Source organism: Bradyrhizobium sp. RP6, from assembly GCF_003837805.1.
Taxonomy (GTDB): Bacteria; Pseudomonadota; Alphaproteobacteria; order Rhizobiales; family Xanthobacteraceae; genus Bradyrhizobium.
The window spans coordinates 63,850-84,465 of record NZ_RQIT01000002.1; the positions used below are offsets into that span (position 1 = coordinate 63,850).

Annotated in this window: 18 protein-coding genes; 9 read left to right on the forward strand and 9 right to left on the reverse strand. The window is 65.3% G+C overall.

Going from position 1 to position 20,616, the window contains the following annotated elements; translation table 11 throughout:
• Positions 1-79 precede the first annotated feature (79 nt).
• The 9 genes from EHH60_RS05170 (at position 80) to EHH60_RS05210 (ending at position 10,908) form a co-directional block, all read left to right on the forward strand.
• Complete coding sequence (locus EHH60_RS05170; protein WP_124158407.1) at positions 80-1,699, forward strand: ABC transporter substrate-binding protein; 1,620 nt, start codon at positions 80-82, stop codon at positions 1,697-1,699.
• Positions 1,700-1,727: 28 nt separating this feature from the next.
• Positions 1,728-2,762, forward strand: a complete 1,035-nt coding sequence (locus tag EHH60_RS05175; RefSeq protein WP_124158408.1) for an ABC transporter permease — start codon at positions 1,728-1,730, stop codon at positions 2,760-2,762.
• On the forward strand, positions 2,759-3,607 hold the full coding sequence (locus EHH60_RS05180) for an ABC transporter permease (RefSeq protein WP_124158409.1): 849 nt from the start codon (positions 2,759-2,761) through the stop codon (positions 3,605-3,607). Before EHH60_RS05175 ends, EHH60_RS05180 begins: the two co-directional genes overlap by 4 nt.
• Positions 3,604-5,274 (forward strand): nickel ABC transporter ATP-binding protein NikE, encoded by a 1,671-nt coding sequence (nikE, locus tag EHH60_RS05185; RefSeq protein WP_124158410.1) that lies wholly within the window; start codon positions 3,604-3,606, stop codon positions 5,272-5,274. The genes EHH60_RS05180 and nikE overlap by 4 nt, the downstream gene beginning before the upstream one ends.
• Before the next feature lie 143 nt (positions 5,275-5,417).
• Positions 5,418-7,019 carry an ABC transporter substrate-binding protein gene (locus tag EHH60_RS05190; RefSeq protein WP_124158411.1) on the forward strand — a complete coding sequence of 534 codons (1,602 nt, stop codon included), beginning with the start codon at positions 5,418-5,420 and terminating at the stop codon, positions 7,017-7,019.
• A 17-nt stretch (positions 7,020-7,036) separates the two neighbouring features.
• Positions 7,037-7,978, forward strand: coding sequence for an ABC transporter permease (locus EHH60_RS05195; RefSeq protein WP_124158412.1), 942 nt, complete (start codon positions 7,037-7,039; stop codon positions 7,976-7,978).
• Positions 7,975-8,898, forward strand: a complete 924-nt coding sequence (locus EHH60_RS05200) for an ABC transporter permease (RefSeq protein WP_124158413.1) — start codon at positions 7,975-7,977, stop codon at positions 8,896-8,898. Before EHH60_RS05195 ends, EHH60_RS05200 begins: the two co-directional genes overlap by 4 nt.
• A gap of 31 nt (positions 8,899-8,929) precedes the next feature.
• Positions 8,930-9,919: an ABC transporter ATP-binding protein gene (locus EHH60_RS05205; protein ID WP_199751313.1), complete on the forward strand. Its 990-nt coding sequence runs from the start codon at positions 8,930-8,932 to the stop codon at positions 9,917-9,919.
• Positions 9,916-10,908: an ABC transporter ATP-binding protein gene (locus EHH60_RS05210; RefSeq protein ID WP_124158415.1), complete on the forward strand. Its 993-nt coding sequence runs from the start codon at positions 9,916-9,918 to the stop codon at positions 10,906-10,908. The genes EHH60_RS05205 and EHH60_RS05210 overlap by 4 nt, the downstream gene beginning before the upstream one ends.
• A 244-nt stretch (positions 10,909-11,152) precedes the next feature.
• Here EHH60_RS05210 and EHH60_RS05215 read toward each other — a convergent pair whose 3' ends face one another.
• From EHH60_RS05215 to EHH60_RS05255, 9 genes are all read right to left on the reverse strand, one after another.
• Positions 11,153-11,440, reverse strand: a complete 288-nt coding sequence (locus EHH60_RS05215; RefSeq protein WP_124158416.1) for a YciI family protein — start codon at positions 11,438-11,440, stop codon at positions 11,153-11,155.
• A gap of 74 nt (positions 11,441-11,514) precedes the next feature.
• Positions 11,515-12,489, reverse strand: coding sequence for a sugar ABC transporter substrate-binding protein (locus EHH60_RS05220; protein WP_124158417.1), 975 nt, complete (start codon positions 12,487-12,489; stop codon positions 11,515-11,517).
• A gap of 42 nt (positions 12,490-12,531) precedes the next feature.
• Positions 12,532-13,509, reverse strand: a complete 978-nt coding sequence (locus EHH60_RS05225; RefSeq protein WP_124158418.1) for an ABC transporter permease — start codon at positions 13,507-13,509, stop codon at positions 12,532-12,534.
• Positions 13,506-14,456: an ABC transporter permease gene (locus EHH60_RS05230; RefSeq protein ID WP_124158419.1), complete on the reverse strand. Its 951-nt coding sequence runs from the start codon at positions 14,454-14,456 to the stop codon at positions 13,506-13,508. The genes EHH60_RS05225 and EHH60_RS05230 overlap by 4 nt, the downstream gene beginning before the upstream one ends.
• The gene (locus tag EHH60_RS05235; protein ID WP_124158420.1) at positions 14,449-15,972 is read right to left on the reverse strand and encodes a sugar ABC transporter ATP-binding protein; all 1,524 of its coding nucleotides are present in this window, start codon (positions 15,970-15,972) and stop codon (positions 14,449-14,451) included. The genes EHH60_RS05230 and EHH60_RS05235 overlap by 8 nt, the downstream gene beginning before the upstream one ends.
• A complete protein-coding gene (locus EHH60_RS05240) occupies positions 15,969-17,363 on the reverse strand; it encodes an FAD-linked oxidase C-terminal domain-containing protein (protein ID WP_124158421.1) in 1,395 nt (464 codons plus the stop codon). The genes EHH60_RS05235 and EHH60_RS05240 overlap by 4 nt, the downstream gene beginning before the upstream one ends.
• A 55-nt stretch (positions 17,364-17,418) precedes the next feature.
• Positions 17,419-18,303, reverse strand: coding sequence for an intradiol ring-cleavage dioxygenase (locus tag EHH60_RS05245; protein WP_124158422.1), 885 nt, complete (start codon positions 18,301-18,303; stop codon positions 17,419-17,421).
• A gap of 14 nt (positions 18,304-18,317) precedes the next feature.
• Entirely contained in the window at positions 18,318-19,220 is a 903-nt protein-coding gene (locus EHH60_RS05250; protein WP_124158423.1) for an NAD(P)-dependent oxidoreductase, read from the reverse strand.
• 21 nt (positions 19,221-19,241) lie between these two features.
• Positions 19,242-20,615: an amidohydrolase family protein gene (locus EHH60_RS05255; protein WP_124158424.1), complete on the reverse strand. Its 1,374-nt coding sequence runs from the start codon at positions 20,613-20,615 to the stop codon at positions 19,242-19,244.
• Position 20,616: the final 1 nt, after the last annotated feature.

A 20,616-nucleotide genomic window follows, 5' to 3' on the forward strand; every position in this document is an offset into this window, starting at 1 on the left:
CCCAGGAGACTGGCGCGCAACTTGCTTCATTCTGAACCTGCCTTGCTGGCGTTCTCGTTCGAAATTCAGGGAAAAACCAATGCGTTTTGTGTCTTTCAGGTCGGCGACTTCAGTCCTCGCTACCACTGCGATGTTGCTTATCGCCGCTGCGCCGTCGCAAGCACAAACCCGGGCGGAGACGTTGCGCTACGTCACCGGCTCGGCGGTCAACACGCTCGATCCCAACATCCCGGGCTCGACGCGCGAATCCTTCGCGCTGAGCATGAGCACCTATGACCGGCTGGTGGCATTCGGCCGCAAGCAGCTCAATGGCAAATGGGTATTCGATCTCGACACGATCACCGGCGAGCTCGCTGAATCCTACGACGTCAGCCCCGACGGCCTGAAGCTCACCTTCCGCCTGCGCAAGGACGCGAAATTCCAGGACGGCTCGCCGGTCACGGCCGAGGACGTGAAATGGTCGCTCGATCGCTGCGTCACCGCGCCGATCCTCGGCAAGGCGCAGCTGCTGACGGGCTCGCTGACCTCGGCCGACCAGTTCAAGGTGATCGATCCGCTGACGATCGAGGTGACGCTCCCCAAGCCCGACAAGCTCGCGCTGCCGAATCTGGCCACCGTCTATCCCATGATCATCAACTCGAAGGTCGCCAAGGCGCATGCGACGCCGGATGATCCCTGGGCCACCGCATGGCTGAAGGAGCACACCGCCGGCAGCGGCGCCTATGTGGTCGAGACCTTCAAGCCGGGCGAGCAGGTGATCCTCAAGCGGGACGAGAGCTGGAATCGCGGCTCGGCCAACAAGCCCGCGTTCTTCAAGCGCGTGATCGTGCAGTCGGTGCCGGAGCCGGCGACGCGCGCCAATCTGGTCGAGCGCGGCGATGCCGATCTCGTCGTCGATCTGCAGGCCAGCGATGTGCAGTCGCTGGAGGCCAAGGGCAAGCTCAAGGTGGTCTCGACTCCGCAATACAATGCGATCACCTACGTCTCGATGAACAACCAGATGCCGCCCTTCGACAATGTCAATGTGCGCCGCGCCATCGCTTATGCGCTGCCCTATGACGACATGTTCAAGGCCGCCCTGTTCGGCCGCGGCGCGCCGCTGTTCGGCGCGACCTGGCCGGACGGCAAGCCGCTGACCGGCATTTATCCGTTCCAGCAGCCGGTGAAGATGGATCTCGACAAGGCCAGGGAATATCTGAAGGCCGCAGGCCTTCCGGAAGGCTTCTCGACCACGTTCAGCTTCAATGTCGGCCAGTCCTCGACTGCGGAGCCAATGGCCGCCCTCGTCAAGGAGTCGCTTGCCAAGATCGGCATCAAGGTCGACATCCAGAAGCTGCCGGACGCACAGATGTCGACGCAGATCAACGAGAAGAAACTGGCGTTCTTCACCGAAGGTATCGTCGCCTGGCTGCCGTCGACCGATTACTTCTACCGCAACTTCTACACCGGCAATCAGCGCTGGAATTACAGCTCGATCAACAACCCGGACCTTGCTACGATCGCGCAGGAAGCCCGCTTCGAGCCGGATAAGGCCAAGTATGAGGCGGCAGGCCGCAAGCTCAACGCGATGCACTTCGATCTGATGCCGCAGATCATGCTGTGGCAGCCGAACCAGGACGCCGTCATGGCGCCGTCGATCGAAGGCTACACCTACGAGTTCCATCGCCAGGTGGATTATCGCGATGTCAGCCGCAAGTGACATCGGCAACCAACAGGGACGCTGAGCGGTGATGACCGGTCTTGGTGCAACAATGGTGCGGGCGGGCAGGCGACTTCTGTCGTCGCTGCCGGCGCTGTTCGGCGTGCTGGTCTTCACCTTTCTCTTGATGCGTGTCCTGCCCGGCGACCCCGCCGTGTTCTTCGCTTCGGGGCCCAATGCCGGCAAGGAGGAGATCGAGCAGATCCGCAAGCAGATGGGGCTCAACAAGTCGGTGCCGGAGCAGCTCGTGTTCTATCTCTCCGATATCGGCCACGGCAATCTCGGCCGGTCCATGATGACGGGACAGCCGGTGCTCAAGGATCTGCGCGAGCGGCTGCCGGCCTCGCTGGAGCTGACCTTCGCCGCACTCTTGCTCGCGCTGATCGCGGCGGTGCCGCTCGGCGTGGTCGCTGCCTTGCGCCCTGGATCGATCGTCGATCACGGCGTGCGGCTGTTCTGCGCGCTCGGTGTCTGCGTGCCGACCTTCGTGTCGGGCCTGCTCTTGATCTACGTCTTCTACTATCTGCTCGGGCTGGCGCCTGATCCGACCGGGCGGATCGACGTCTTCACCTCATTGCCGCCGCAGCACACCGGTTTCCTGCTGATCGATTTTCTTCTCGCCGGCGATTTCGAGGGCTGGTGGACGGCCTGCAAGCAATTGATCCTGCCGGCGGTGAGCATGGCCCTGTTCGTGATCGCGCCTCTGGCGCGGATCACGCGCGCGTCGATGCTGGTCTCGCTGGGGAGCGATTTCGTGCGCACGGCGCGCTCGGTCGGATTGTCCTGGCGCAAGGTGGTCGTGACCTACGCGCTGCGCAATGCGATCCTTCCCGTCATCACCATCGCCGGCATCGTGTTCTCGACCATGCTGGGCGCGAACGTGCTGGTGGAGAAGGTGTTCTCCTGGCCCGGCGTCGCCTCCTATGCGCTCGATGCGCTGCTGTCCTCCGACTATGCGCCGGTGCAGGGCTTCGTGCTGCTGATGGCCAGCCTGTTCGTGCTGGTCAATCTCGTGGTCGATATCTGCTACGGCATCGCCGATCCCAGGGTGTCGATCGAATGACCAGTGCAACCCTCCGCCATTCGGTTTGGATCCTGCGCGGCAATCCGCTCACCGCGGTTGCCGCCACCGGTGTCCTCGTCTTCGTCCTGGTCGCGATTTTCGGACCGTGGATCGTGCCTTACGATCCCGTAGCCTCGAACGTCTCGAAGGCGTTGCAGCCGCCGAGCGCGACGCACATTGCCGGTACCGACCAGCTCGGGCGCGACGTGTTCAGCCGTCTCATCATCGCCACGCGGCTCGACCTCGCCATCGCAGTCTCCGCGGTCGGGATCTCCTTCGTGATCGGGGCCGTCGTCGGCGCGTTCTGCGGCTATGCCGGCGGCCGTCTCGATCGCGCCGTCGGCCGTTTCGTCGACGTGATGATGGCGTTCCCGCTGTTCGTGCTGGCGATGGCGATGGTGGCTGCGCTCGGCAACCGGATCGAGAACATCGTGATCGCGACCGCGATCATCAATCTTCCCTTCTACATCCGCTTCGCGCGGGCCGAGGTCAATGTCAGGCGCAATGTCGGCTGGGTCGAGGCGGCCCGCGCCTGCGGCGAGAGCCATTTTTCCGTGGTGCTGCGCTTCCTGCTGCCGAACATCCTTCCGGCGATGGCGGTGCAGATCTCGCTCAATCTCGGCTGGGCGATTCTGAACGCGGCCGGCCTGTCCTTCATCGGCCTCGGCGTCAAGCCGCCGACGCCGGAATGGGGCATCATGGTCGCCGAAGGTGCGCGCTTCATCTCGACCGGACGGTGGTGGCTGGTGGCCTTTCCGGGCCTCGCGCTGATGATGGCGGTGCTGTGCTTCAACCTTCTCGGCGACGGGATGCGGGACATTCTCGATCCCCGGATGCGCACATGAGCGAGGACCTGCTCAGGATCGACAACCTCCACGTGGCGTTCTCGACGCGGCGCGGAATGGTCGAGGCCGTGCGCGGCGTGACGCTGACGGTCAAGGCCGGCGAGATGCTCGGTCTCGTTGGCGAGAGCGGCTCGGGCAAGTCGGTCACCGGCTTTGCGACGACACGGCTGCTCGATGCCGCCGGGCGCGTCACCGGCGGCAGGATCCTGTTTCGCGGGCAGGACGTGACCAAGCTCAGGGGCGATGACCTCCGTCAGCTCCAGGGCGCCGCGATGTCGATGATCTTCCAGAACCCGCGGGCGGCGCTCAATCCGATCCGCGCAATCGGATTGCAGATTGCGGACGCGATCCTCACGCACAAGCGCATCTCGAAGGAGGCCGCGCGCGCCGAGGCGCTGGACTTGCTGCGCGCCGTCCAGATCCGCGATCCCGAGGCGCGGATGAACGCCTATCCGCACGAGCTCTCCGGGGGCATGTGCCAGCGCGTGATGATCGCGATTGCGATCTCCTGCAATCCCGCGCTGCTGATCGCCGACGAGCCGACGACCGGGCTCGACGTCACCACGCAGAAAGTGGTGATGGATCTGCTGGCGGACATTGCCGCCGCGCGAGGCATGGCGACGATCCTGATCACGCATGACCTCGGTCTCGCGGCGCGCTATTGCCGCCGCATCGCCGTGATGGAGCGCGGACGCATCGTCGAGGAGGCGAGCCCCGGCGCACTCTTCAGTGCGCCGCAGCACGCCTATACGAGGCGCCTGGTCGCGGCGTCGCCGACGGCGACGTCACGGATCGAGGACCTCGTGACGGAGGAAGAGAGAGAGCGTTACACCGCCGTGCTCGGCAAGCCACGGCCGGTGCCCGCACACGGCACGCCGCCGCTCCTGGAAGTGCGGAAGCTCGCAAAGCGCTTCGACCAGGGCTCTGCCGCGGTCGCCGACTTCTCGATGACGATGTCCGGCGGCGAGAGCGTCGGTCTGGTCGGCGAATCCGGATCGGGGAAAAGCACGACCTCGCGGATGATCTGTCGCCTGATCGACCCGAGCGAAGGGGACATCGTGTTCGACGGGCAGTCGATCGGGCACGTGGCGTCGCGTGATTTTCACCGCTCGCCATTGCGCAAAGACATCCAGATGGTGTTCCAGGATCCGAACGAGAGCCTCAACCCGCGCTTTACCGCGTTCGATTGTATTGCGCATCCCTTGACGCGGCTCGACGGCATGCGTGCGGGTGAGGCGCTGCGCAAGCGGGTGGAAGAATGCGCGGAACGGGTTGGACTTCCGCTGGATCTGTTGCCTCGGTTTCCGCATCAGCTCTCCGGCGGACAGAAGGCGCGCGTCGGCATCGCGCGCGCGATCGCCTGCCGGCCGCGGCTCCTGGTGCTGGACGAGCCGACCGCTGCGCTCGACGTTTCGGTTCAGGCGGTGGTGCTGCAACTGCTCGACCGTTTGCGACGCGAGAACGACATCGCGCTGCTGTTCGTCAGCCACGATCTCAACGTGGTGCGCATGCTCTGCGACCGCACCATCGTGCTGCGCAATGGCGGCATCGTCGAGCAGGGCGAAAGCCGGGCACTGTTCGACAATCCGAAGACCGACTATACGCGCAAATTGGTCGAGGCGATCCCGCATATCGAGACTGGACCGAAGCTGGCCGCGGCCCTTTGAAGCCTGGACCTGCCAAGAAAGGGCGATGAGATCCCGCTGGCGAAGGGGCATTTAGTGGCATACCATTTGCTTGCAAATGGGTTCGGTTTCACTTTGCCCTTGGCCAGACGATGGCCGGCATCACGGCATTACTGGAGGACTTCATGGATCGCAGGACCGTATTGAAGGGACTGGCCGGCGCGGGCGGTCTGGCGTTGACCGGCCTCTCGGCGCCGGCGATCGCACAAGGCGCATCCGCCCGGACGCTCCGCTTCGTCCCCCAGGCCAATCTCGCCAATTTCGACCCGATCTGGGGTACGCAATATGTCGTGCGCAATGCGGCCGCGATGGTCTGGGACACGCTTTACGGCATCGATTCCTCGCTGCAGCCGCAGCGCCAGATGGTCGAGTCCGAGGAGGTGACCGACGACGGCACGACCTGGACGTTCAAGCTGCGGCCGGGGCTCAAGTTCCATGACGGCGAGCCGGTGCTGAGCAAGGACGTCGTTGCGAGCCTGACGCGCTGGTCGGCGCGCGATCCGATGGGATTGATGATCAAGGCCCTGCAGCAGGAGTTGACGGCCGTCGACGACCGCACCTTCAAATGGGTGCTCAAGCAGCCCTTCCCGAAGATGCTCTACGCGCTGGCCAAGAACAACTCGCCGTGCGGCTTCATCATGCCGGAGCGCATCGCGCAGACCGATCCGTTCAAGCAGATCACCGACTATGTCGGCTCTGGGCCGATGAAGTTCGCCAAGGGCGAGTGGGTGCCCGGCGCGAAGGCGGTGTTCGAGAAGTTCACCGATTACGTGCCGCGGCAGGAAAAGGCATCCTGGCTCGCGGGCGGCAAGCAGATCCTGGTCGATCGCGTCGAATGGATCGTGATGCCGGACCCCGCCACGGCAGCCGCGGCGTTGCAGAACGGCGAGGTCGACTGGTGGGAGAGCCCGATTGCAGACCTCGTTCCGGTCCTGAAGAAGAACAAGAACATCGGCGTCGATATCGGCGATCCCCTCGGCAATATCGGCTCGTTCCGCATGAACCATCTCTTTGCGCCGTTCAACGACGTGCGGGCGCGGCGTGCGGTGCTGATGGCGCTCAGCCAGGAAGACTACATGCGCGCGATCGTCGGCGACGACACGGCACTCTGGAAGCCGTTGCCCGGCTTCTTCACGCCGGATACGCCGCTTTACAGCGAAGCCGGCGGCGAGATCCTGAAGGGCAAGCGCGATTTCGATGCCGCCAAGAAGCTGCTGGCCGAGAGCGGCTATTCCGGCCAGCCGGTGACGTGCCTCGTGGCACAGGACCAGCCGATTACCAAGGCGCAGGGCGACGTCACCGCGGACCTGCTGAAGAAGCTCGGCATGAATGTCGACTTCGTCGCCACCGATTGGGGCACGGTCGGCTCGCGCCGCGCGCAGAAGACGCCGCCGGGACAGGGTGGCTGGAACATGTTCCACACCTGGCACGCGGGTGCGGACTGCATCAATCCCGCCCCATACACCGCCATTCGCGCCAACGGCGACAAGGCCTGGTTCGGCTGGCCGAACAGCCCCGGCACGGAGAAGGAGGTGGCGTCCTGGTTCGAGGCCAAGAACCTCGACGAGGAGAAGGCCGCCATCGGCCGCCTCAACAAGGCGGCGCTCGACGACGTCGTCTACGCGCCGACCGGCTTCTTCCTGAGCTACACCGCGTGGCGCAAGAACGTCTCCGGCATCACCAAGGGACCGCTGCCGTTCTTCTGGGGCGTGTCCAAGTCTGCATGATCGTGCGCTGAGGCCAGATGCTCTCCTACATCCTCCGTCGCGTCGTCGCGACCTTGCCAGTCATGGCGATCGTCGCGCTGTTCGTGTTCAGCCTGCTCTACATCGCGCCGGGCGATCCGGCCGTGGTGATCGCGGGCGACCAGGCGAGTCCGGAGGATGTGGAGCGCATCCGGCAGAGCCTCGGCCTCAACCGTCCGTTCCTGGTCCAGTTCGGAAGCTGGGTCTGGCGCATCCTGCATGGCGATCTCGGCACCTCGATCTTCACCAACCTGCCGGTGTCGGCGATGATCGGGCAGCGTCTCGGGCCGACCTTGTCGCTGATGATCGTCACCCTGCTGCTCACGATCGTGGTGGCGGTGCCGCTCGGCGTGGTGGCGGCGTGGAAGGCCGGCAGCCTGATCGACCGCGTCATCATGGGCTTTGCCGTGTTCGGATTCTCGCTGCCCGTGTTCGTGGTCGGCTACATGCTCGCCTACATCTTCGCGCTGGAGCTGGAATGGCTGCCGGTGCAGGGCTATACGCCGCTCAGCTCCGGCTTCTGGCCATGGCTCGAGAACCTGATTCTGCCGGCGGTGGCGCTCGGCTGCGTCTACATCGCGCTGGTCGCACGCATCACGCGGGCAGCCATGCTCGAAGTGCTGCAGCAGGACTATATCCGCACCGCCAAGGCCAAGGGACTCGGGCAGGGCGGCATCCTGTTCATTCACGCGCTGAAGAACGCGGCGGTACCGATCGTGACCGTGATCGGGATTGGCATCGCGCTCCTGATCGGCGGCGCGGTCGTGACCGAGAGCGTGTTTGCGATCCCCGGCCTCGGCCGCCTCACGATCGACGCGATCCTGCGCCGCGACTACCCGGTGATCCAGGGCATCGTGCTGCTGTTCAGCTTCGTCTACGTCCTCGTCAATCTGATGATCGACGTTGTCTATACGCTCGTTGACCCGAGGATCCGCTATTGACCGATACCACCGTCAATCCGCAATCGCTGCCGGCCGGCCTCGTCGTCGCGCCGCAGCTGCCCGAGATCCTGCGGCCGGTCGCGATCCGGCGCGGCTTCGTCGGCCTCCTGCGCGGCCATCCGACGGTCGCGATCGGCGGCGCGCTGCTGCTGACGCTCGTGCTGATCGCGGTCTTCGCGCCTTATCTCGGCACGGTCGATCCGACCGCGCTCGCACCCGCCAAGCGCACACGGGCGCCGTCGGCCGATTTCTGGTTCGGCACCGACGTGCTCGGCCGCGACATCTATTCCCGTGTGCTGTTTGGCGCGCGCGTCTCGCTCACGGTCGGCCTCTCGGTCGCGATCTTCGCATCTGCGGCGGGTCTTGCCATCGGCATGATCTCCGGATTCATCCGCTGGGCCGACGGCATCCTGATGCGGTTCATGGATGGCCTGATGTCGATCCCGCCGATCCTGCTCGCGATCGCGCTGATGGCGCTGACGCGCGGCAGCGTCGGCAACGTCATCCTGGCGATCACCGTTGCCGAAATCCCGCGCGTCTCGCGCCTGGTCCGCAGTGTGGTGCTGTCGCTTCGCGAGCAGCCCTATGTGGATGCGGCCGTGGCCTGCGGCACGCGCTCTCCAATGATCATTCTCCGCCATATCCTGCCCAACACGGTCGCGCCGATGCTGGTGCAGGCGACCTATATCTGCGCCAGCGCCATGATCACCGAGGCGATCCTGTCCTTCATCGGTGCCGGAACGCCGCCGACCATCCCGTCCTGGGGCAATATCATGGCCGAGGGCCGCGCGCTGTGGCAGGTGAAGCCCTACATCGTGTTCTTTCCGGCGGCGTTCCTGTCGGTCACCGTTCTCGCCGTGAATTTGCTCGGCGACGGCCTTCGCGATGCGCTCGACCCGCGCATGGCCAAAAACCTTTGATGTTGCCTGTGATGGATCGAGGCTGATCGCGATGGCTTTGCTCGAAGTCGAGAACCTCCAGACCCATTTCCGCACCCCCAGCGGCATCAATCGCGCGGTCGACGGGGTGTCCTTCCATGTCAACGAGGGCGAGACGCTCGCCATCGTCGGCGAGTCCGGCTGCGGCAAGTCGGTGACCTCGATGTCCTTGATGCGACTGATCCCGGAGCCGCCGGGCAGGATCGCAGGCAGCATCCGCTTTGCGGGCAGGGACCTGCTGAAGCTGTCCGATCGCGAGATGCGCGCGATCCGCGGCAACGACATCTCGATGATCTTCCAGGAGCCGATGACCAGCCTCAATCCGGTCCTGACCGTCGGCCGCCAGATTCGCGAAACCTTGATGATCCATCAGGGCCTCGACAAGCAGGCGGCCGAGGCGCACGCGATCGAGATGCTGACGCTGGTCGGCATTCCCGAGCCGAAGCGCCGCGTGCGCGAGTATCCGCATCAGCTCTCCGGAGGCATGCGCCAGCGCGTCATGATCGCCATCGCGCTTGCCTGCAATCCGAAGCTCCTCATTGCGGACGAGCCGACAACCGCGCTCGACGTCACGATCCAGGCGCAGATCCTGAAGCTGATGCTCGATCTGAAGCGCCGCGTGGGTGCCGCGATCATCCTCATCACCCACGATCTCGGCGTCGTCGCCGAGATCGCCGAGCGTGTCATGGTGATGTATGCCGGCCGCAAGGTCGAGGAGGCGCCGGCGGCCGAGCTGTTCCGTTCGCCGCGTCATCCCTATACACAGGGTTTGCTTGGCGCGGTGCCGCGGCTCGGCTCCTCGCTGACGGGCACGGCAAGACGGCTCGCCGAGATTCCGGGACAGGTGCCGGATCTTCGCAAGCCGATCACCGGCTGCGTCTTCGCCGGCCGCTGTGCGCTCGCGACCGATCTCTGCCGCCAATACGCGCCGGGGCTGGAGGAGAAGGGCCCCCGCCACGTCGCCGCCTGTCATTACGCCGCCAAAGGAGCCATCGCGGCATGAGTCCTCCGCTGCTCCAGGTCAACGACCTCAAGAAGCACTTTCCGGTCAAGACCGGCCTGTTCGGGCGCAAGTCCGAATTCGTCTACGCGGTGGACGGCGTGTCGTTCGAGATCGCGCGTGGCGAGACGCTGTCGCTGGTCGGGGAGTCCGGATGCGGCAAATCGACGGTCGGCCGTGCCATCCTGCGGTTGTTCGAGATCACCTCGGGTCAGGTCATCCTCGACGGCCAGAGGATCGACGACGCTGCGCCGCGCACGATGCGCCAGATGCGCCGGCGCGTGCAGGTCGTGTTCCAGGATCCTTTCTCCAGCCTCAATCCGCGCATGCGCGTGCGCGACATCCTGGCCGAGCCGATCCGCAATTTCGGCCTCGCCAAATCGCCGGAAGACCTCGAGGTGCGCGTCACCGCGCTGATGGATACCGTGCGCCTGCCGCGCGAGGCGCTGAATCGCAGGCCGCACGAATTCTCTGGCGGCCAGCGTCAGCGCATCGGCATTGCGCGCGCGCTCGCGGCAGAACCCGAGCTGATCGTGTGCGACGAGGCGGTCTCCGCGCTCGACGTTTCAGTCAAGGCGCAGATCGTCAATCTGCTGCAGGATCTGCAAAGCGAGTTCGGCCTCGCGCTGCTGTTCATCAGCCACGATCTCGCGATCGTCGAGCACATGACCCATCGCGTTGCGGTCATGTATCTCGGCAAGATCGTCGAGGTGGCGCCGCGCCGGGAGATCTTCGCCGCGCCAAGGCATCCCTATACCAAAGCGCTGCTCTCGGCGGTCCCGCTGCCGGAGCCCGGAGCCCAGCGCAATCCCATCATCCTCAAGGGCGACGTGCCGAGTCCGATCAATCCACCGAGCGGATGCCGCTTCCACACCCGTTGCCCGTTCGTCTTCGATCGCTGCCGGACCGAGGAGCCGGCGCTGCGTGCGGCGGGAGCCGAGCAATGGGTGGCCTGCCATCTCGAAGAGGCTGCACCGGCCATGAGCAGCTGAAGCACCTGACGTCAGTCCGCGTCGCGCACTCGCGCCGACGCTTGAGCGGGTGCCTGGACGGAGTGACGTCGGGTGATGATGGCATTATGCCCCTGTTTTGCCCGACGAGTCAAAATCCGCAGCCGATCTGGGTCGGCATTGGCCTCGGATCCGAGGCCGCGCGGTTCATCGGAAATTCGTAAGAAAAGACAAGCCCCGCTCTACTGTGCATGGGGTTGTTTTCGCACTTTTGTTGTGGCGGACGTCAACCCTGCCGGCGCAGGAAGCCGGTGATCGTGACCTTGTCCCAGATGCCGGCCGCGGCAAAGGGGTCTGCGCGGTTGAAGGCTTCGACCTCTTTGCGGCTGGGCGCCTCGATCAGGAACAGGCTGCCGATCATGGTCTGGCCGTCGTCGGACACCAGTGGCCCCGACATCACGATCTTGACGCCGAAGCGCGAGGTGTCGCTCAGGAAGGCCTTGTGGGCGTCGTAATTGGCAAGCCGCGTCGGCAGCGCTCCGGCGCGATCGAGAGCGTGAATGGCGAACAGCATGGTGTCTCCGTGTCTTGCTTCAGGTGTTGGGACGGCCGCAGGCGCGGCCGTCCGGGGTCGTTGTGGTCGTCAGTTTACTTCGCGCTGAGCTTGCCGGCGTCCTCGAAGGTCGGGCAGGTCCGCTGCTCCAGCGGGACGTCGAACGGCTGGTAATTGTCCTTGGTGATGACCGTCGGCTTCAGCACGATCTCGCTGATGACCGGCTGGCCCCGCAAGGAGCGGATCGCCATCATGGTGCCGAGGCAGCCTTGCGCAAAGCCGTTGTAGTCTCCGCTCGCCAGCAGCTTGCCGGATTTGATCCCGTCGATCGCCTCCTTGGTGCCGTTGATGCCGATCACCTGCGCCTTGCGGTTGGCGCCGTCGAGCGCCTCGATTGCGCCGACCGCCATGGCGTCGTTGGCGGCGAGCACGCCGTCGATCTGCGGGTTCGATTGCATCAGGTTTTCCATGACCTGAAGCGCCTGGAGCCGCTGGTAGTTGCCGGGCTGCGAGGCCAGCAGCTTGGCGCCAGGGGCCTCCTTCAGAGCGTCGTTGAAGCCGCGGACGCGGTCGACATTGGTCAGCGAGCCCTTGACGCCTTCGATGATGACGATGTTGCCCTTGCCGCCCAGCGTCTTGAGCAGGAAGCGCGCGGTCTCCAGGCCGAGGCTGTAATCGTCGGCGCCGACGAAGGACAGGAACTTGCCGCCCGCCGAGCGGTCGGTAATGTTGACGACCGGGATCTTGGCCTCGTTGATCTTCTCGACGCCGGGCACCATCGCCTTGTAGTCGACCGGCGTGAAGACGATCGCGCTCGGCTTCTTCACCACGACGTCCTCGATTTGGCTGAGCTGCTCGGGGATCGAGTCGGGCTTGGTCGGAATGTACTGAAGCGTCTTCGCGTTCAGCGTCTTCGCCATGTTGTCGGCGCCGACCCGCACCGTCTGGAAGAACGGATTGGTCTGGTTCTTGGTGAAGACGGCTATGGTCTCGCCGTCGGCGCGTGCGTGCGTTGTGAACGCGGCCGCCATCAGCAGCGGTAGCGCCAGATAGCCAAGCTTCTGTTTCATGTTGCCTCCATCCCTCGTTTTGCTTGTTGGATCTCTAAGTGCTCATTGCGCGCGGTGGCGGGTCTTCATGTCGAGCCAGACCGCGAGAATGACGATGACGCCGGTGACGAGCGGCTGCCAGTTGGCGCTGACCGAGAGCAGGTTCATGCCATTCAGCACCAGGGTCAGGATCAGTGCGCCGATGAAGGTCCCGAACACGGTGCCGACGCCGCCGAACAACGAGGTGCCGCCGATCAGCACGGCCGCGATCGCCGGCAGCGTCAGGCTTTCGCCGATGTCGGCCTCGGCCGAGTTGAGCCGCGACAGGAAGATGATCGAGGCCAGCCCGGCCATGGTGCCGGAGACGGCATAGACCAGCAGCAGGCGCCGCGCGACCGGGATGCCCGAAAGCCGCGCCGCGACCGGATTGGCGCCGATCGCATAGATCTCCTGGCCCCAGATCGTGCGCTGCGCGAACAGCGTCCCGATCCCGAGGAAGACCAGCAGCAGATAGACCGGGATCGGCAGGCCGAACAGATAGCCGCTGCCGATCTGGCGGAAGCCTGCCGGGAAGCCGTGCAGGGTCTCGCCCGCCATGTACCAGTAGGTGAGGCCGTTCAGCACCCAGAGCATGCCGTACGTGGCGATGAAGGAGGGGATGCGCAGCGCAGTGACCATGATGCCATTGAGCAGGCCGACGATGCCGCCGCAGGCAAGGCCGGTGAGGATGCCGAGCGCTGGCGAACCGGTCGTGTGGATCACGGTCCCGGCGATACAGGCGGACAACGCGACATTGGCGCCGACGGACAGATCGAGGCCGGCGGTCAGCACCACCAGCGTCAGGCCGGAGGCGATGAAGAAGGTCAGGCTCGCCTGCCTGAGCACGTTGAGGATATTGCCTAGGCTCAGGAACGAATCGCTGAGCACGGCGAGCACCGCGCAGATCAGGAGCGCCGCGAGCAGGCGATAAAACACCTGGATCGCATCCTGCGAGAGGAACGAGCGGGGCGGCGTGATGGCGTCCTTCGTGATGTCGGTCATGCGCGGCTCCTGAGGCCATCGAGGAACAGGGCAACGATGACGAGCACGCCGACACTTGCGACCTGCACAGAGGACGGCAGCGAGATCAGGTTCAGCCCGTTGCGCAGCACGCCGACCGAGAGGACGCCGAGCAGCGTGCCGAGTAGCCAGCCATTGCCACGCTCGAACGAGGTGCCGCCGACGGCGACCGCGGCGATGGCATCGAATTCGAGGCCAAGACCGGCGGTGGGGTGGCCGGAGTTCATCCGCGCGGTCATCAAAAGGCCGGCGATGCCGGCCATGGCGCCGCCGATCGCATAGACCGCGATCAGCAGCTTGTTCGGCGACAGGCCGGCGTAGCGCAGCGCCTCGCGGTTGCCGCCGAGGGCGAAGATGTAGGTGCCGAACCTTGTATGATAGAGCAGCACGTGGAAGACCGCGTAGGTCACGAGCGCCATCACGATCGGAACGGGGATGCCGAGAAGCGTCGCCGAATAGATGTCGCGCACGCTGTGGGGAATGCCGACCACGCTCTGGCCGTCGCTGACGATCAGCGACAGTCCCTGCGCCATGCCGAGCGTGCCCAGCGTCGCGACGAAGGGCGGAATGCCGACGATCGCGACCAGCCAGCCATTGGCGAGGCCGAAGGCCGTGCCGACAAGCAGGCCGGCGCCAAGGCCCAGCAGCATCGACTTGGTCGCGAGCGACACGATCGCGACGCAGAGCGAGGTCAGAGTCAGCACCGCGCCCATGGACAGGTCCAGCCCCTCTGTCATGATGATCAGCGTCATCGGCAGTGCGAGCATGGTCAGGATGGTCGACTGCACCAGCACGTTGGAGAGATTGGCGACCGACAGGAAGCCGGGCGCGATCACGCTGAACAGCGCGATCAGCAGCACCAGGACCATGGCGACGCCGGGAATGCGTTGCAGCGGATTGGGCTGAGCGACGACAGCGGCCTCACGCATGATGCATCCCCAATCGCACGATGTTCTCCTCGGTCAGTTCGTTGCGTGTCAGGTGCCCGGCGATGCGTCCCTCGCGCATCACATAGGCGCGGTCGCAGACATGGCAGATCTCGACCTGCTCGGACGAGATCATCAGGGCCGCCGCGCCGTCCGCGACGAGGCGGTCGATCAGCGCAAAGATCTCGGACTTGGCGCCGATGTCGATGCCTCGCGTCGGCTCGTCGAAAATGAACAGCTTTGAGCCGGCCGCCAGCCACTTGCCGATCACGACCTTCTGCTGGTTGCCGCCCGAGAGCAGGCCGACGATCTGGCGCGCGCTCGGGGTTGCAATGCGGAGCTGCCGGATCAGCCCGTCGGCGGTGCGCTGCGCGCTGCGCTGATCGAACAAGCCGCTCGGGAACAGCTTTCGCAGCGCCGATACCATGAGATTGTCGCTCACAGACCGGAGCAGCGCGAGGCCCTCGCTCTTGCGACTCTCCGGGATCAACGCGATGCCGCGGCGGGCGGCGAGATCCGGCTCGCCGGAAATGCTCTTGCCGTCGAAGATGATCTCGCCTGACGTGACGGGATCGGCGCCGAAGATGGCGCGCGCGACCTCGCTGCGACCGGAGCCGACCAGGCCGCACAGCCCGACGATCTCGCCCCGGCGCACCTCGATATTGATGTCGGAGATGCCGGTCGGCGCCGTCAGACCCTTGACCTCGAGCAGGAGGTCGCCGGGCTTGTTGGCAAAATGGCGCGGATAGGTCATGTCGACGTTGCGGCCGACCATCATGCGCACGAGTTGGTCCGGCGTGACGTCAGCGGGACGGACGCCGTCGATGCGGCGGCCGTCGCGCAGCACGGTGATGCGATCGCCGAGCGCGAACACCTCGGCCATGCGGTGCGAGATGTAGACGATCGACACGCCGTCGGCCTTCAGCCGCGCGATCAGCGCGAACAGCAGTTCGGTCTCGCGGTCGGACAGCGCCGCGGTCGGCTCGTCCATGACCAGGATGCGGGCGTTCTGGCTGATCGCCTTCGCGATCTCGACCATCTGCTGCTGTGCCACGCCGAGCTTGTCGACGGTGGTGGAGGGATCGATATCGAAGCCGATCGTGCCGAGCACGCGCCTCGCATCAGCCAGGATCTTGCGGCGGTCGATGGTACCGGGGATGCGGCCCTTCGGCTCGCGTCCCAGGAAGATGTTCTGGGCGATGTCGAGATGGGGGACCAGCGAGAATTCCTGGAAGATCACGGCAATGCCGAGCTTCTGCGCGTCCGCGGTGGAATCGATCGCGACCGTCTCGCCCTTGTAATAGAATTCGCCGGCGTCGGCGCGGTAGGCGCCGCACAGCACCTTCATCAGGCTCGACTTGCCGGCGCCGTTCTCACCCAGCAGCATATGGACTTCGCCCGGGTAGACGGCAAAGGACACGTCATCCAGCGCCTTGACGCCCGGGAACTCCTTGCTGATGCCCCGCAGCTCGAGCAGCGGCGTCGGCGAGGTGACCTCGATCGGAAGAGCGTCGCTCATATCCTGGCTCCGCTGGCAAAGATCTTTCCGGGATTCATCAGTCCATCAGGGTCAAGCGCGGTCTTGATCTGCCACATCACGTCGACGGCTTCGCCGAGCTCGTCGGAAAGATAGCCGATCTTGCCGAGCCCGATGCCGTGCTCGCCGGTGCAGGTGCCGTCCATGGCGAGGGCGCGGGCGACCATGCGTGCCTGCAGCGCCTTGGCGCCTTCGGCCTCCTCCGGCTTTGCCGGGTCAATCAGGATCAGCATGTGGAAATTGCCGTCGCCGACATGGCCGACGATCGGCGCGGTAAAGCCGTGCTCGTCAGCGTCGCGCCGCGTCTCGGTCAGGCATTCCGCCAGGCGGGAGATCGGCACGCAGACATCGGTGATCACCGCGCGTGCGCCGGGTCGCAGGCCGAGGCCGGCATAGAGCGTGTTGTCGCGGGCGTGCCAGAGCCGGCTGCGGTCCTCTGGAGCCTTTGCCCAGGCAAAGCCGTGGCCGCCATGATCGGCCGCGATCGCTTGCGCCGCCTCGGCCTGTTCGGCAACCGAGCTTTCAGAGCCGTGGAATTCGAAGAACAGGGTCGGCGCCTCGCGATAGCCGAGCTTGGCGTAGGTGTTGATGCCGCGCATCATGACGTCGTCGAGCAGCTCGATGCGGGCCACGGGGATCGCGGACTGGATCACGGAGATCGCGGTGTCCACCGCATCGTGCAGCGTGTCGAAGCTGCACACCGCGGCCGAGATCGCCTGCGGCACGGGGTGTACCTTCAGCGTGATCTCGGTGATGATCCCGAGTGTGCCTTCGGCGCCGACGAACATGCGGGTCAAATCATAGCCGGCCGCCGATTTGCGCGCGCGTCGCGCAGTGCGGATCACGCGGCCGTCGGCCAGCACCACCTCGAGCGCCATGACATTGTCCTTCATGGTGCCGTAGCGCACCGCCATGGTGCCGGAGGCGCGCGTCGAGGTCATGCCGCCGATCGAAGCGTCGGCGCCGGGGTCGATTGGGAAGAACAGGCCGGTGTTGCGCAGCTCCGCATTGAGCTGCTTGCGGGTGATACCGGGTTGCACCACGGCATCCATGTCGCTGTCATGCACGGCCAGTACTTTGTTCATCCGCGCGAAGTCGAAGCAGACGCCGCCCGCGACCGCGGCTGCATTGCCTTCGAGCGATGTGCCGGCGCCGAACGGCACGATCGGCATGCCCGCGCTGGCGCAGAGCTTGACGATGTCCGCGACCTCCTGCGTGGTCTCGGGGAAGACGACGATATCGGGCGGCAGGCTCTGATAATGCGACTCGCTCTGCCCATGCTGATTGAGCACGCCGCGCGCAACGCTCGCGCGCGCGCCAATCATGCCGGTGAGGCGCTCGGCCAATATGCCCGTGCTGACCCGCGGTCCCATCCTTAAGCTCCCGTCTGCTCCCTGCTGTCGGACTCTTGTTGGTCCGCAGCCCAGCCTAAGCGGCTCTCGCGTTGTTCGCGACCTGCTTTAGGCCGAAATCGTAGTTGAGATGAAAATACTCGTGCTCCACCATGCGACCATCCGGCGCACGGCCGGCGGGATGACGGACGAACTCCCGGATCAGGCTGTCCTTGACGCCGAACACCACGTCGCTGTCGAGATACTGGTCGCCGGCAACGAACACGTGTGTCACGAGCTGCTCGAAACCGGGCGCTGAGATCATGAAGTGCACATGGGCCGGGCGCCAGGGATGGCGGGCCTGCACCTCCAGCATCTCGCCGACCGGGTCGTCATGCGGAATGGGGTAGGCGGCAGGCTTGATCGACCAGAAATGGAAGCGGCCGTTGGCATCTGTATGGAAGCGGGCGCGCATGGCGAGATCGCCGATCTTGTCGAGCTGCTGCACGTCGTAATAGCCGTCATCGTCCGAATGCCAGACGTCGACCATGGCGCCCGCGAGCGGCTTTCCGTCCACGGTCGAGACCGAGCCGGTGACCAGCATGGGATCGCCTTCCATGGGACCGGAGATATCCGCGCCGCTGTCTTTTTCCGGGGCCGCCTGAACGAAGAACGGGCCGAGCACCGTGGTCTCGGTGGCGCCCTCCGGCACCGGATGGTTGATGGCATCGACCAGCATGGAGACGCCAAGCGTGTCCGACAGCAGAATGAACTCCTGGCGCTTGTCGTTGCACATGTGCCCGGTGCGGGTCAGGAAGTCGATGCCGTACTCCCACTCCTTCTGGGTCGGCCGCACCTCGCGGACGAAGGCGTGCAAGTGCCGCACCAGTGCTTCGCTCACCTGCTTGATGCGTGGATCGGTCGCGCCCGCGATTCGCTCCAGCACCGCGTCCGTGATCGTGCTCTCGTTGAAGTTACGCATGTGTATCTCCGCGATCAGAGTTTTGGTTCGCTGAGGCCGGACAGCCGCTCGAGATGCCTGACGGTCGCAATAAAGTCGGTGTCGCCGTCGCCCTGCGCGACCAGTGCGCCATAGGTCTCGCGCACTTGCGCCGCGAGCTGAAGCGGCACGCCGACGGCATGGCCGGCGCCGAGGATGAGGTCTAGATCCTTGGCCATCTGCTTGCAGGAGAAGGTGGACTCGAAATCGCGGGTCCGCAGCGGCGCGGTTTTGTACTTCACCATCGGCGAGGCAATCGCGCTGTCGTCGAGCACCTTCAGGATGTCCTGCCAGGCGATGCCGCCCTTGCGCGCCAGCGCCAGGCTCTCCGCCATCATCGCCGCCGACACCGCGATCATCAGATTTACCGAGAGTTTTGCGTACCGCGCTTCCTCGGCGGGGCCGAGATAGGTCTGAGCACGGGTGAAGGCTCCGAACAGCGGCATGGCGCTTTCGAAGGCGTCCTTCGGTCCCGAGACGAAGCAGGTCAGCGCGCCCGTGTGCACGATGCTGGCATTGCCGGAGACCGGCGAACGGAGATAGGAAATGCCGCGCGCCTGCGCTGCGGCCGCAACTTCGGTCGAGGCCTCGACGCTTACGGTGCTGGTCTCGATGAGGACAGCACCTGGCGTCATCGCGGCGATGATGCCGGTCGGGCCGAGCAGCGCACCGCGCAGGGCAGCGTCGTCGGGCAGGGACGTGATGACCGCCGGCTTGCCGCTCACGGCGACGACCGGCGAAGCGGCAACCGAAACGCCGAGTGCGCGTGCCTCGTCGAGCCGTGCGGCACTCTGATCGAAAGCGGTCACGGCATACCCGGCCTTGATAACGAGCGCCGACATCGGCAGACCCATCTTGCCGATCCCGATGAAAGCAACATTCCTGGAAACGTCAGTCATCGTTCTTGTCCATTGGCGCCGTCAGGCAGCGCGTCCCTGTCGTTCGATGTCTCGCACCAGCCGCCGGCCGGATTGCGCCAGCAGCTCCTTCTTCGTCTCCAGCCCCTCGGCCAGCAACCGGCTGTTCCGTTTCTTCCAGGCGCCGCCGATCATCACGGCCTCGATGTTGGCGAGGCTCGCCTGCATCACGACGGTGGCGACGGGGTCATGCGCCGGGACAAGATTGAGATCGGAGGCGTTGATGATGACGAGGTCGGCGAGCTTGCCCGGCGTCAGCGAGCCGATCTGCCTCTCGCGGCCGAGCATGCGGGCACCTTCCGTCGTGATCCAGCGCAACGCCTCGCGTACGGGAATCGTGGTCGTCGCCGGAATGGCGCCGCTGGTCTTGCGCGACTCCGCATTGTCGAGCGCCCGCTGCATCGAGAGCGCGACGCGGGCGGCGGAGAACAGATCGCCCGCCAGCACGGATTCGAGATCGACGCCGACAGTCGGTCGCACGCCGCGCTTGAGGAGACGTCCGGTGATCGGAAAGCCATGGCCCTGGATCATCTCGTTCTCAGGCGTCACCGAGAAGGACACGCCGAGATCGACCATCCGGTCAAGGAGATCGTCAGGCAGATCGTTGCCATGGACGACGTTGACGCCCACGCCGACGAGGCCGGCCTCGATCAGCTTCTCCCAAGCGCCGGGCGTCTTGGCCGGACCGCCGCCCTGATGCATCGATGCGATCAGATCGAGCTCTCGCGCCAGGCGGAAATCGTGCATGGCGACGTCGAGCGTCGAGTAATGCGGGCCGAGAATGGCGAGCCCGAGCGTGACGAGGCCGTCGCGGTCGGCGAGGGGACCTGCGAGCAGCCGCTCGACCTCGCGGCGCGGATGCGGCACTTCCGAGAAATGCGGCTCACCCGGCTTCGGCTCGGGCTTCGGCGAGCCGTGGAAGAACGCGGCGCGAATGCCGCTCTCGATCAGGCCGCGCACCGCGGCGTCGGTGTGGTCGGGCGTCGGATTGTTATGGCACCAGTCCACCAGCGTGGTGACGCCGTGATTGATCTGGTTCAGCGCGCCGACCAGCGTCGCGATATGGATGTCTTCCGGCCGGAACACGGTCGCGAGCCCGGCATGCATGCGGCGGAAATATTCGAGCAGCGTCCAGTTCGCGGCATAGCCGCGCAGGCCCGTCTGCCAGGTGTGCATGTGCGCGTTGATCAGGCCGGGGATGAGGATGCGCCCGGCGCCGTCGACAGTTTCGGTCTCGGCGGCACCGCTGCCGAGCTCGATCGATGGGCGCACGTCGACGATCCGGCTGCCTTCGACCAGCACATCGCCGCTCGAAAGATCGCCGACCGCGTCATCCATGCTGATGACGGTGGCTGATTTGATCAGTGTGCGCCGCATC

What these genes read in the sequence shown, in the direction of transcription:
- EHH60_RS05190 (WP_124158411.1), top strand. Translation starts at nt 5,418, where the DNA reads ATGGATCGCAGGACCGTATTGAAGGGACTGGCCGGCGCGGGCGGTCTG.
- EHH60_RS05195 (WP_124158412.1), top strand. Translation starts at nt 7,037, where the DNA reads ATGCTCTCCTACATCCTCCGTCGCGTCGTCGCGACCTTGCCAGTCATG.
- EHH60_RS05255 (WP_124158424.1), bottom strand. Translation starts at nt 20,615, where the DNA reads ATGCGGCGCACACTGATCAAATCAGCCACCGTCATCAGCATGGATGAC.
- EHH60_RS05170 (WP_124158407.1), top strand. Translation starts at nt 80, where the DNA reads ATGCGTTTTGTGTCTTTCAGGTCGGCGACTTCAGTCCTCGCTACCACT.
- EHH60_RS05240 (WP_124158421.1), bottom strand. Translation starts at nt 17,363, where the DNA reads ATGGGACCGCGGGTCAGCACGGGCATATTGGCCGAGCGCCTCACCGGC.
- nikE (WP_124158410.1), top strand. Translation starts at nt 3,604, where the DNA reads ATGAGCGAGGACCTGCTCAGGATCGACAACCTCCACGTGGCGTTCTCG.
- EHH60_RS05180 (WP_124158409.1), top strand. Translation starts at nt 2,759, where the DNA reads ATGACCAGTGCAACCCTCCGCCATTCGGTTTGGATCCTGCGCGGCAAT.
- EHH60_RS05230 (WP_124158419.1), bottom strand. Translation starts at nt 14,456, where the DNA reads ATGCGTGAGGCCGCTGTCGTCGCTCAGCCCAATCCGCTGCAACGCATT.
- EHH60_RS05235 (WP_124158420.1), bottom strand. Translation starts at nt 15,972, where the DNA reads ATGAGCGACGCTCTTCCGATCGAGGTCACCTCGCCGACGCCGCTGCTC.
- EHH60_RS05215 (WP_124158416.1), bottom strand. Translation starts at nt 11,440, where the DNA reads ATGCTGTTCGCCATTCACGCTCTCGATCGCGCCGGAGCGCTGCCGACG.
- EHH60_RS05210 (WP_124158415.1), top strand. Translation starts at nt 9,916, where the DNA reads ATGAGTCCTCCGCTGCTCCAGGTCAACGACCTCAAGAAGCACTTTCCG.
- EHH60_RS05205 (WP_199751313.1), top strand. Translation starts at nt 8,930, where the DNA reads ATGGCTTTGCTCGAAGTCGAGAACCTCCAGACCCATTTCCGCACCCCC.
- EHH60_RS05220 (WP_124158417.1), bottom strand. Translation starts at nt 12,489, where the DNA reads ATGAAACAGAAGCTTGGCTATCTGGCGCTACCGCTGCTGATGGCGGCC.
- EHH60_RS05225 (WP_124158418.1), bottom strand. Translation starts at nt 13,509, where the DNA reads ATGACCGACATCACGAAGGACGCCATCACGCCGCCCCGCTCGTTCCTC.
- EHH60_RS05250 (WP_124158423.1), bottom strand. Translation starts at nt 19,220, where the DNA reads ATGACTGACGTTTCCAGGAATGTTGCTTTCATCGGGATCGGCAAGATG.
- EHH60_RS05245 (WP_124158422.1), bottom strand. Translation starts at nt 18,303, where the DNA reads ATGCGTAACTTCAACGAGAGCACGATCACGGACGCGGTGCTGGAGCGA.